We start from the raw sequence: 13,242 nt of genomic DNA, 5'->3' as shown, positions 1-13,242 counted from the left end.
AACCAATCACTCATGTACCCTGTATTTTAGCGAAATTGCTTGTTTAGATTATTAACAGCGTTCAAATTTAGGTTATTTTTGTACTTATACGTCTTAACATTGTTTTAAATTGGTTAAATCTGCTTCCAAACCCTATTTGATTACAGATTTTCAACTTAATTGGAAGCAAATTAAAATATTATCGCTTTGCCGGTAAGTTATACAATAGAGTTGCCTCGTATAATCACCAAACGAATGTTTGTTTGTTATTTTACTACTTTTAGTAACTTTGCAAAATGAAAATTATTGAATGTCCGAGAGATGCCATGCAGGGTATCCAAACCTTTATACCTACTGAAAAAAAGATTGAATATATCAATGCTTTGTTGAAGGTTGGATTTCATACCATTGATTTTGGAAGTTTTGTTTCTCCCCGGATGATACCCCAAATGTCAGATACCTGGAAAGTTATTCAACATCTTGATCTCAGCGAAACAGACACACAGCTTTTGGCTATCATCGCTAATCTAAGAGGGGCAAACGATGCGCTCAGCTATGAAACTATCAATTATTTAGGGTTCCCTTTTTCAGTTTCCAATACTTTTCAGGTTCGCAACACCAATGCTTCACAGCAAAAAGCATTCGATATTGTTCAGGATGTTTATGAGTTATGCCAAAAAAAGGGGAAAGAGTTGGTGGTTTATTTGTCAATGGGTTTTGGTAATCCTTATGGTGATTTATGGGACCTCTCAATTTTGGAACATTGGATTGACCGGTTTGTGTCAATGGGCATTGAAACAATTTCTTTATCTGATACAGTAGGGATTGCTACGCCCGAACAAATTGAAGAGGTGTTTAAAAACATGACCTATTTTTTCCCGGGTATAGAATTTGGCGCTCACCTGCATACAGAATCACATAACTGGCTTCCTAAAATAGATGCCGCCTATCAAAACGGATGCAAACGTTTCGATGGTGCCATCAGTGGTTTTGGAGGATGCCCAATGGCTCAAAACAAACTTGTGGGCAATATGCCAACTGAATTTTTAATTCAGTATTTTAAAGAAGAGCGAGCCGATTTTTATATTGATGACGAGGCCTTTGAACACGCTAAATTTTTGTCAGACGGAATATTTCATGGCTCAGAATCTCCTTCTTTACCCGAAGTAACTTTCTGATGACATGTTTTCAACTACAATAACTAAAAAACCCGTATTGGCTCATTTTTTTGCCTGATACGGGTTTTTTGATTTAAGAGAAAGTAGGGTTATTGTATCACAATTTTTTGGGTGATCGTTTCTTTATTACGGCTAATACGCAGATAATAAACTCCGGCGTTCATATTACCCTTTTCGAGGGTGTACTTGTCAGATGGAGGCAGGGTAATGGTTTTTAAGGTTTTTCCGTTGATATCAATGATTTCCAGGGTACCACCTGCAAATTTTGAAGGAAATTGAATAAGAGATTTTCCGGTAACAGGGTTGGGTAAAACCTGCACAGCAGAGTTGTTTGCCGGATTTGATATACCTGGCAAAACACATTGTGCAACGGTTACTTCATAAGAGATTGTATCGGAAGTATATTGATTGCTGGCAATTAGCTGAACATTATAGGTTCCGTTCTGAAGATAAGTATGGATAGGATTGTTTTCATTAGAGCCATACCCGTTTCCAAAAGACCATTGAAAGGAAGTGGCATCTAAAGACAAGTTGGTAAACTGCACTTGCAAACAGGAATCGACAAAAGAAAAATCGGGTTGCGGAATGGTCGGCATCCAAGAAGGGTTGCGAAGTTGCAAAATTTTATCGTCATCTGCCTGTGGGAAACCAGCCCAACCAGCAGCTCTTCCATCTTGATTACTGGTGCCTATAAACACTCTTCCATCAGGAGCAACACAAATATCTCTCAACCGCCCGTAAGTATAGTTGATGATGTCTTTTTGCTGAATTATGGCAGTTCCGGACTGGTCAAAAATCAATTGTTTAAATGTTGGCGCTTTCAAATTTGTCATCAATACACATCCAACCCATTCGGGGATAGCCGGGTGATTGTAAAAGTCAATTCCGGCAACAGCAAGTGTGGGTGTCCATACTACAAGCGGCTCACGAACATTATTTGTCGTGCAAAAAGAAATCTCTGAACTTGTATTGCAAAGCCCTTCAACATTGGGCCATCCGTAATTGCGATTAGGTTCGATAATATTAAACTCGTCATCATTGCTTGGCCCATGTTCTGAGCTATAAATAATGCCGGAAGGAGATCGTACCAGCCCCTGAGCATTTCGGTGTCCCCACGAATAAACATAACTTCCTGAAATTGGGTTGTCTGCGGGAACAGAACCATCTAAATTAATACGTAAAATCTTTCCGTTTAAGCTGCTCAGATTTTGTGCAACGGCATCATTGTAGTAATCTCCTGTGGTCATTAACAGGGTTTGGTCAGGCAACATCAATAATCTTGAGCCGCTGTGATTTCCTCCACTGCTGGCATTGATTCCGGTAAGCAAAATTGTGGGATCTGTCAGGACAGTTCCGTTATAAGTATAACGAACCAACTTTACCTTGTTCCCTCCGCTATTGTAGTTATAGGCCACATAGACATAAGGATTATCGGTAAATTCGGGATGCAAGGCCATACCTAATAAACCAGATTCACTGTATTCATAACAATCAGAAATAGTAACCAATAATTGTTTGGTTCCAGTTTCAGGATCAATACGGTTAATACGACCGTTTCTTTCAGTTACCCAAAGCCAATCATCAGGACCCCATAGAATTTCCCAAGGTACATGCAAACCGGTTGCTACTGTGGTAATTTCCAAAACTGTTGAATCTAAAGTTAAGGTTGAAGTTTGGGCCTTAACAGAAGAAGTTAATACATTTGAAAAAACGGTAAATACAAGGATAGACAGAAAAAGTGGGATAACTCGGTTCATTTAGAAGGATTTTTCAGTTGAATATCATTTATTAGAAATTGTTCAGCCCATGGAAAGAAATAATTTCTGTTTATTGATAGAGAAAGGGCAAATACGTTGCAAAGTTACTTGGTTTCTGTAAACAGGCAAAAACCAATCTATTCAACGCATGAAGATATTTATAATTGCAGGGTTAGATAATTACAAATGATTGAATCGAAAAAAGGGTCATGATTTAATATTTGCTTTTTGGATAAAATCAACTACAACAAATTTAGTTCCTGTTAAGAATTTAATCCCATTTTTGGCGACAATTGAATACCTGTTTGCACATTCAAAACTATAAACACAAAAAGACATCGAATGTTTTAATACATCCGATGTCTTTGAAATTGAAAATGTACCAATGTCTTATTCTCTTTTAAAAAACAGTATTGTTTCTCTGAGACTATAAAACAGCTATTTTAACTATTCACTTACAAAGTTTATGCGACCGGCATTGACTCTGAATAGATTGAAGTCAATCGTATTAATTACGGCATTCAAATTCAGGTCAGCAATATTGTAATTATTTTGCCCTACTTGATTATTCAGGATGTTAAAATCTGAATAGTTAATAGCTCGGTCGTTTTGACAATTTCCTGCAACCATTGCAAATAATCCTGCAGCTACCTGAGTAACACAGGCGGGTTCTATATTTGATTCAGAAGTTAAGTCATAAGCACTTGCATTAGGCAAAATTATGGTTGTTTTGGCTATTACCTTGAAATGGTTGCGGTGTGAAACGGCAATCAGATAGCTGTTTCCTTCCACCAAACCTGAAGGGAATACAACCCCTTCCGAACCGTCCAGATCTATCAGTATTCCGTCATTTCTCAGAAAAGCAGCTTTTCGGTAAACAGTCCCATCAGATTGAGAGGTTACAGATAATAAAACCCAATCAACCACATTCGCAGGAATAGAAGCTACAGACTCAGTTCCTGAATAATTAAAAGGTGCTGAGTTATAGGGTTGGTTTACCGGAATTAGTCCATTTGTGAATAAGTAAGTGGTCATATTTCCTGTTAAGAAGTTGTAGGCACCTTCGAGCATAACTTTTGCTTTTACTCTAACACCGGGCGAGTTTGGTCCTTCAAGGTCATTATTAGCGTTAAAAGTAGGTTCTTGAATTACAAAATTTCCGGTACCATTGGGAACGCGGGCATAACCTAAATCGGCTTGCTGAGCACCAAAAACCACACCATCTGAAATGGTCAAATCGGGACGAACCAAGTAAACCAATTCCCCACTTGCTGAAAGTTTAAATGCGGCATGATAAGCTCCTTCAATGGCTTCGTCGTCTGCCCATATAATCATGTAACTATTTGGAGGAATAACCGATCCTGCAGGGAAGATCCATTTAGTTAGATTGTTGGCAGCATCGGTTAAGTACCAACCGCTTAGGTCTTTAGATGTATTGGAATTGTTGTATAACTCTATCCAATCTTCAAAGTCGCCAAATTCGTCAGTGATAGTTACAGTATTTGAAGCCATAACTTCGTTTATGACTACGTCTGGCAGGGTAGAGGTTTCAAAGTTGTTGCTGGCATTAAAAGTTGGTTGTTGAATAACAAAATCACCAAGGCCATTAGGAACTCGCGCATAACCCATATCAGTTAGCTGTGCGCCAAATACTACTTCGTCGGCAATACTTAAATCTGGTTGCACCAGATATAACATTTCACCGGCTTGCGACAGTTTAAAATTAGCGTGATAGTTGCCTTGTCCACCCTCTTCATCAGCCCAAACTATCATATAATTATTGGGTGCAATCACAGAACCTGTCGGGAAAGTCCACTTGGTAATATTTTCAGGATTATCTGTTAAATGCCAACCGCTAAGGTCCATACTTGAGGAGGAGTTGTTGTAAAGTTCAATCCAATCATCGTATGTTCCAAATTCATCCGCCATTGTATTGCTGTTGGATGCCATTAACTCGTTAATTACTACGGGTGTTGGAACAAACTCTGAAATATTGACCCGATAGGTAAATACATCGTGTTCTGCACCCTCCGGTTTATATGTTGCTGTTTTGGGAGTGTTATTGGCTATTGCTTCGATATAATAACGAACTCTTGTCCCATTTGGAAATCCGGGGATAGTTTGTCCAAAAATTCCATCACCTGCATTGCCATCGTTATGCAATCCATCGTCAAACATGTCAATACGGTCAAAAGAACCCACATTGTCGGAAGCATAATACAGCCAGATTTTGTAAACACCCGTTGTTCCACTTATTGCTGCAGTAACATTGACCGGCTGGCCGGCATCAGGAGCGAGGAATGGGGTGTTGTTGCTGTAATATATGACTTCACCTATAGTTAGACCGGTTACATTAACCTCAGAATTTGCATTTAGATTGGTACGGCGAGTTTGGATAAAATTTTTGAGGACATTTTTCTCGTTATTAAATGCAGTAAAGGTGTATAATTTTTTAGTATCATTTTGTACCAAAGTGGAGATAAGGCTATAATAATAATCAATCCGAGTGTTGGCCTGTGTTTGTTCCAAACTTTGATTGATTATGGTTCTGACATGAGCAAGATAACGCTGACGCAGTTCTGGAACAGCTAACAAACGATTTAGAAGTGCAAAGTTAGCGTCATTGGCGTGGTAAAAAGGGCTCCAGTTTGCGTTGTTTGCTTTCATACAAGTATTTCCATCATATTCCTGCGGCACAATTCGTCCGGTTTCAGGTTCATAATAAACATAATAATCCATTCCACCTTTATGAGCATAACCATCGTCGTCTGAAAAGATGATTTCATGTGCTAAAAACCATAATGCTCTGTCAATATCCAGCCAGTCTTTCAGCGTTTCAGGTAAAGTAGCTAAAGGGGGATTATTCAATTCATAACAGGTATTGACCAGGTCAACCCAGGGATCTTCCTTATGTGCTGATTTAAGGATGTAGTACCCTTTATAAACGGTAGTATCCCATCCGAGCCAGTTGAGGGAGCAATAACCTGCCCCAAAGCCACCACCTCCTCCAGGGCCGCCTCCACCGGTTCCGGTAGTTTTTAGTGCGCGCCAGTTAGTCCCATTCCTACTCATAAACCACTCGTCATAAAAATCCATGTTTAACTGTTGTATGCTTGGGTAAACACCCCAACTTTCCCCGTTAATGAACAATTGAACATAGTTGGCTTTGGCACATGGTATATGCCGGCGGTTGAAATGATAATACAATACTTCGCGAACAAAAGAGGGGTCGTCAAAGCAGTTATTTAAATTAAATGTTTTGTAACCCTCATACTCCTGATCTTGGTTTACATAGTCGAGGCTTATGTTAAACGATTTTTTCTGCGAACTCATCGTATTTGAGTATGAGGTTTGCCCTTTAAATCTAACCCCTACCGGATTAGGTAATGTATAACCATTGATGGTTAATGTTGCAGGCAAATCGGTACTCGATGCATAATTTGCTAAAAGCAAATTCCAGTAGTTTGGTTGTGAAAACTGAAGTTCGAAAGTATTGATGATTGCTTCATCATACAAGCCTGTTGTTGGATTGTTTCCAGTAATAAGACGTAAACTGTCGGCACTTAGGTGCATTTCGAGTGGTAGGCTTTGAGCTTCAGTTTGCCATAGAACTGTTGGCAGCAAAAAAAGGCAAATCAACAATTGTAGTTTGTTGGCAGTCATTTTCCATTTTTTTTGAGAGGTAAAAATTTTTGGTTTTGAATGGGCTTTATAAATACAAAATTGGACAATTTAAGTAACAGGTTTATTCCTTATTACTGGTTATATTTCTGAAATTTTTTCTCTTTCAGCATTATACATTAACCAAAGCAAATAAAATCAGTTAGCCAACCCTTTGTTGTTCAGTTCCATAAAGTTTGAAAGCTTAAATTTAAAGATTATCCCTTTGCGCTCAATATAATAGGAGCTATTCAGGGTTAATTTCATTAAAAAAAAGGTGGATTAAAGGCAAAAATTTTGGTTGACATAAATCTTTTGCAGGGGAACTCTACGTCATTGCGGGGGTACACTATGTTTTTGAAGGGGTGCATTGATGTATTGAAGGGGCGAATAGAGCTTTTGCAGAGGCTCAATGAACCTTTGAGGTGGCAATTTAAGTCATTGCACAGGTGCAGTGAGTCGTTGCAAAGGTGATTTTATATAATGCAAGGGTATAACAAGTCATTACGGAGGCACAAAAAATCTATTCAGGGAGAAAAAAATGTATTGCAGGGTGGACCTGAAGTTTTGCGGATGGATTTTAAACCTATGAACAGGTCCTTTTCACCCGAAACCATTCAAACTTTGTAATATGAATGGGGCGTTGATTTTACTGATGGCAGGGTTGTAAAAGTCCATTTAACATTTGGAGGCAAGGCGCATAGCTTGATTCTGTCTGAAGAATCTTGTTATTCTTTTAAGAACCACGAAGGGATGTAAACTTTGACCATAGATAGAACGCAATTAGTTCAAACAAATTTGAATAAGCTAATCGCAATAAAATATCTGTATGAGAAATGAGTGACTTTTTAAAAACAAAAGCCCCGAACTAATGAAAGTTCGGGGCTTTGTTTATCTAAAACCGTTAAGTACGGCAAATGAACTATTGTTTAACAATACGTTCGGTAGCTGAGAAGTTGCCATCAGAAACTTTAACAAAGTACATGCCGGCTGGCAAACTGCGAACATCCATAGTAACAGTATTTACTCCGTCATTAACATCTGCTTGCTGAGTGCTGACCATACGTCCTGTAACGTCATAAAGTTCTACAGTAAGTGTTTTGTTTTCGTCTGCATTGATGGTCAATTGAGCAAAGTCAGAAGTCGGAACCGGAGCTACACCGCCAATACCAAATGCAATTCGATTGCGGGTAAGTGCGATGATTTCGGTGCTGCTGAATTGTCCGTCAAAGTCAACCTGAGTTACACGATAATAGCTGATACCGGAAGGAGCGTTTTGATCTAAGAACTGATAGCTGCTGGTAACTGTTGTTGTACCTGCACCTTCAGTGCGATAAATTTCGGTAAAGTTAATTCCGTCCAAAGAACGCTCGAGAGAAAAGTAGTCGTTATCTACTTCGGTAGCAGTTACCCATTTCAATAAGTTGCCGTTATCCTGAACTTTTCCTGTAAATGATAACCAAGATACATAGTTACCTTTTTCACAGTTGGTTGTGGCAGAATAAGTATCAGAAGTACAACCATAATCATCGGCAGCAGTTAAAATCCAGGTTGTTGCATCACCAATTTGCGGAGTAGAATAAGAAATACCGGCATAAGTTTCGCCTGAACTGTTGATTTCACCACTTAGAGTATAGGTAGCACTGGGTTCAAATGAAGGATAACCTCCGCTAACGGAAAATGCATAGGTAGTCAGACCGGTTGTATTATCGCATTGAGGAGCGCCAACTGTAATCATAACGGGAGAAAGGAAAACAACGGGGGTAGATGTTGCTGATCTGGTAGTACATTCGTTAGAAATGTCGGGAACACCATTGCCATTGTCATCTACATTACCTGCCAAAGCGGTGATGTAGTAAACGGTATTGTAAGCTCCGCCAAAGTCAAAGCTAAAACTACCACTTGTGCTTTCAGCCAAAATATTGGCTGCAGATACGGTTTCTGTTGTATGTAAAGCATAGCCTACAAAAGATCCTTCTTCCAATGTAGAAGAACTAAGTGTGGAGGCAACAGATCCGTTATGACAAGCGACTACTAAATCGGCAGGCATATCACCCATCGTATTTTCAGGACATTTAGTACAATTGGTAGTTCCTTCTATGGTAGTAACACAACCTGCTGCATCAGAAATGATGATCAGGTAAGCATCCTGATCGGCAAGACCCGGAATTACAAATGGATTACCTTGTTCTGAAGTATTGGTACCAAATAGCGTTCCTGCAATGTAATAACCATCTGTATCGTCAGGGAAACCTCCGGTAACAGTTACAGACAAGTCAACGGTACCTGTAACATTATCACAAGCCGGATCGAGGAAGATGACGATAGGATTGGTATCGCAAGTAGGAGTAACCTGACAAGCAGGATCCGTACTATCAAGAATGGTAAATGCAATTCCTGTAACATCTAATTCTGCACAGATATCGCCATCAGCAATCAATTGAGCAACATCTCCACCGGTAACTGTTCCGCCTCCTAAAAGGGCTGCAACAGTGGGGAAGTCAGCATCTGAAATGTTGAAAGCATGAACAGTGTAATTACCGGGAGCATAAGCAGAGAAATTAATACTTCCTTGTCCAACAACTTCCAAAATTGTCAGTTCAACACCTTGAGTAATCACTAAGTAAGTTGAAAATCCTTCAGTATTATCACCCGAAGCAACAACGGGGTCGCTGTTTGTGCCTTCGCAAAGTGTGGTTTCACCAAAGGCAACATCACCATAATTTGCTTCGCATGCAACGGCACAAGGAGATACTGCAGTTACAGTTACGACTTGCCCGCTTAAATTATCGGTTACGGTAAATGAAGCATCGGTATTACAATTGATTGGATTGCTCACATAGGTAGTTCCATCGAAAGTGCCTTCGGGAGATATGGTATAGTCTCCGCTACCATCAACAATGGTGAAAACTACTACATATTGAGCACCTCCGATAGTAGTTGATGCATCCGAAGCGACTAAGCCAGGATAACCACTGCAAAAAGGATCAGAAGCCTCAACAATGGTAATGGTAACGCTTGTTTCAGCTATATCTGCACAAACCGTTCCATCGTTTACTATTGCAATCAAATCGGTTAAATTGCCACCACCATCTACAAGAGCAACAATGGCTCCCTCGTCTGCTGTTGCATAATTTAAACAATATAAATTGTATTGTCCGGGAGGTACTTCAAATAGGTCAAGATCCTCACAAACAGGAGCAAAACCTATGATATCTAGGCTCGGAAGCGTAGCTACAAAAACTGTAGAAAAATCAGGGCTTGTATTATTACCATCAACGCAAATAGCGCTAACTATGCCGTCCTGACAAATTGTAGTGGTACCGGTTGGTGTCATTACACCGGCATTCGCTTCGCAGACAACACCGCACTCTTCCACTAAAATAATCAAAGCATTTGAAGACAGATCGTAACAATCACCGGTAATATCGCTGATATTATCGCCAACCAAAATAGTTCCTTCATAAGCAATACCATAAATAAAATAAACTCCGGCAGGAGCGCCATTAAAGTCAAAGGTAGCGCTTGGATCGGGACCAAATAAAACATTACCATCGGCATCGGTTACGATGTATTCGTAAGCAACAGTTGAAGACAAATCTGCAAAGACACCATCGAAAGGACTTCCATCGGCTTGTTGAGCCACGGGAGAACCGGTATTGATTTCACGAATGTAAATGTCCTGATTGTTGTAGTCTTTGCCTTCAAGATTACCTGCAGCATTTCTGAATACCATTCCAATTCCGTAAATAGTGGTACCCGCAGCCAATCCATAATATTCTGCACTAACGGTAATTGCCCACATATCGTCGGCAATCTCTGTCATTTCTCCGATACCATCGTCTTGTCCCCAATTACCTATAACAGCTTCCCAAGCACTGCCGGGGCCGCTTGTGCCTGCTCCGGAATGAATATACACTTTGTCAGAGCCAACTAAACCGGTTGTACCTTTTGTGGCATCATAAACGATATTAATCAGCAATTCTCCGCCTTCACCACCTGTGGTAGTAACGGTTACATAATCTTCGATTACATCATCATTACAGAATGTGGTAGCATCGGTAGTGCTAAGCTGACCTCCATCCACTTCGCAAGGAAGTGCGCAAGTACCTAAAGTTACACAATAGTCTGCTACATCATTGATGGCATAGCACAATTCTGGCAGAGGAATAGGAGGTTCTGCTAAAAGACCAAAGATAGCCGGAATGGTTAAGTCGGGAATTAAGCCGCCGAAGGTATCGAAAATTACACCCAAATCGGCAGGAATAGGAATTGTAGGTAAACTTAAGATAGGCAAAAGTCCATTAAGGGCAGCAGCCATAGCATCTAATTCAGTTTGACTGTAAGCAAAGCCCCAATAGCAATAATCTCCATCCGGCAAGCCGGTAAAATCGAATGTGCCATCGTAGCTAACACCTTGAATTAAAGGATCGCCGTTCGGGTCGGTACCGTTACCGGTTACAATAAACAAATAGTCAGAAGTATTTGTGTCAGTTGGAATAGCTACAGCCAAATCACCGGCATTGCTGCCGTCATTGCAAGCGAACAGGTTGGCAGGGGGTACAATAGTACCAACGCTTGCTTCGCAAGCAGTTGCACAAGCTATAACGGTGGCTTGGTAATCTAAATAAGCAGTGATAGAATAGCAGGGAGCAGGAGCTCCCAAGATTCCTCCAAGTCCTTCAACAGTTCCTATCAATCCCAGAAGACCGTTAATTGTAACAGGTGCGCCGTCATTAAAAGTAGAGGCTAATTCCAAGAGTGTATTCAAATCTGCTGATGTAACACCTGCCAAAGTGGCGCAAACAACCGGATCAAGCACAACAGGGCAAAGTCCGCTACTTCCCACCGCAGTAATGATGGCTAAAATGTTGGATTGGTCATAACCAAATCCGGTTACATTCACTACAGTGCCTTCACTTAACCCCATAGCCGCAGCGTCAAAAACATCACCGGCTTCCACAACACCTAAAATTACGGTGTCAGGAATTGAAGTTATGAAATACGCATAGTTTGGAGCGCCTGTACCGGGATCTGCCGGCATTGTTGTGGAGCCATCTGAACAAAGCTCAGCTACAACCGTAGGCACTTGTGTTGCGTATCCGCATGAAGATGCCGGAGGTGTTGGCCCCTGCGCAAATACATTTCCGGTACCGATACCGAAAAGTACAAACAGGGTTAAAAGAGTTGCTAATAGATTTTTCTTCATAATAAAATGTTTATTAACTTTTAGATTAATTTCAGTGAACTTTGGGGGTAAAGATAGGTAATTTGACTAACAAGCAAAAAACTTTGCGGTAAAAGTATGTATTTTTTTGTTTTTGCACCTACTTTAATATCCGATATAAAATAATAAAATTCCCGGAAAAGAATTATTTGCAACTAAAATGCAATCATCTGTTTTAAAGGCACTAATTTAATGCCAAAAAACAGAATTTTTTACTGTAAGTCAGATGAATTGAACTGTTATATTCTCATTTGTCAGAGTTTAGCTGTTTTTCCAGATTACTAATTCGCTGAATTAGGCGTTTGTTTTCGGGCATAGCTTTCAAAGCAGATTTAAAGTCAGCTATTGCCCCCTTTAAGTCGCCGTTTTTTTCTTTTGAAAAACCTCTTCGCTGATAAAAATCCCCATCATCAGGATTAAGGCCAATAGCCCGGGTATAATCTTCAATGGCACCTGAATAGTCTGACAGATTTTCTTTGGTCAGTCCGCGGTTAAAATATGTTGAGGCATCAGGTGCTAAAGCTGCTGCTTTGTCATAGTCCTGAAGTGCAGCAGCATAGTTTTTTAATCCGAAATGAAGGGCTGCCCGGTTATACCAGGCCTCAGCTAAATCCTTATTGTAAATAACTACTTTGTTGTAATCTTCTATGGCTGCAGGTATATTTCCTAAAACATCGAGTACATAAGCGCGGTTAAACAAGGCTTCGTGATCGTGAGGTTTCAGTTCGATAGCCCGGTTGTAATCAATTAATGCAGCCTGAAAATCTTCGGATGCTTTGAAAACATCACCTCTGAATCGGTACGCTTCCTGATAATTTGGTCTTAGTTCGATAGCTTTGTCAAAATCAGCAATAGCAAGTGTGAACTGATCCAACATATAGTATAAAACCCCGCGGTACTTATAAGTAAGAGCAGATGTTGGGTCAAGTGCAATGGAGTGCGTATAATCGTCTAATGCTTTTTCATATTGACCCGCTTCCTGAAATGCAAGACCCCGATCGAAAAAAATTTCTGCATCATCAGGTTGAAGATCAATGGCTTTAGAATAATCGCTTATTGCTGATTCTAATTTGTTGAGATTAAATTTTGCCTCAGCCCGGAATTTATACAATTCAAAATCAGAAGGAGACAGTTTAATGGCTTGTGTTAAATCGGGAATAGAATCTTTAAATTCGCTGAGTTCGAGGTTTAACGCGCCTCTTTTTTTATAAGCCTCAGGTTCATTGGGACGAAGTCTTACCGCATCATCAAAATCGGACATCGCAGCTCCATATCGAAACAGTTCTATTTTTGCCAATCCTCGTGCAATAAAAGCTTCGTAATAATTTGGTTCAGCAATGATTGCCTCACGGTACTCATTGATTGCTCCTTCGAAATCTTTGGCTTCAAATTTTTGGTTACCCAAAACAAAATGCTTGATAGCGGATTCGTTGTACATATT

5 protein-coding genes are annotated in these 13,242 nt (G+C 40.0%); 1 reads left to right on the top strand and 4 read right to left on the bottom strand.

Annotation, left to right across the window (positions count from 1 at the left end):
• Nucleotides 1–275: 275 nt before the first annotated feature.
• A complete protein-coding gene (locus IPM47_21015; protein QQS29277.1) occupies nt 276–1,157 on the top strand; it encodes a hydroxymethylglutaryl-CoA lyase in 882 nt (293 codons plus the stop codon).
• A gap of 89 nt (nt 1,158–1,246) precedes the next feature.
• On the opposite strand, the gene IPM47_21010 is transcribed toward IPM47_21015, so the two are convergent.
• The 4 genes from IPM47_21010 to IPM47_20995 all read right to left on the bottom strand — a co-directional run bounded on the left by IPM47_21010 (nt 1,247) and on the right by IPM47_20995 (nt 13,239).
• On the bottom strand, nt 1,247–2,914 hold the full coding sequence (locus tag IPM47_21010) for a PQQ-dependent sugar dehydrogenase (protein QQS29276.1): 1,668 nt from the start codon (nt 2,912–2,914) through the stop codon (nt 1,247–1,249).
• A 447-nt stretch (nt 2,915–3,361) separates the two neighbouring features.
• Nucleotides 3,362–6,577 (bottom strand): CotH kinase family protein, encoded by a 3,216-nt coding sequence (locus IPM47_21005; GenBank protein ID QQS29275.1) that lies wholly within the window; start codon nt 6,575–6,577, stop codon nt 3,362–3,364.
• A gap of 919 nt (nt 6,578–7,496) precedes the next feature.
• On the bottom strand, nt 7,497–11,783 hold the full coding sequence (locus IPM47_21000) for a T9SS type A sorting domain-containing protein (protein ID QQS29274.1): 4,287 nt from the start codon (nt 11,781–11,783) through the stop codon (nt 7,497–7,499).
• A 265-nt stretch (nt 11,784–12,048) separates the two neighbouring features.
• Nucleotides 12,049–13,239 (bottom strand): tetratricopeptide repeat protein, encoded by a 1,191-nt coding sequence (locus tag IPM47_20995; protein QQS29273.1) that lies wholly within the window; start codon nt 13,237–13,239, stop codon nt 12,049–12,051.
• Nucleotides 13,240–13,242 lie beyond the last annotated feature (3 nt).

The sequence above is a fragment of the Sphingobacteriales bacterium genome, assembly GCA_016700115.1.
In the GTDB taxonomy this organism is placed as follows: domain Bacteria; phylum Bacteroidota; class Bacteroidia; order Chitinophagales; family UBA2359; genus UBA2359.
This window is presented reverse-complemented; position numbering and strand designations above follow the sequence as displayed.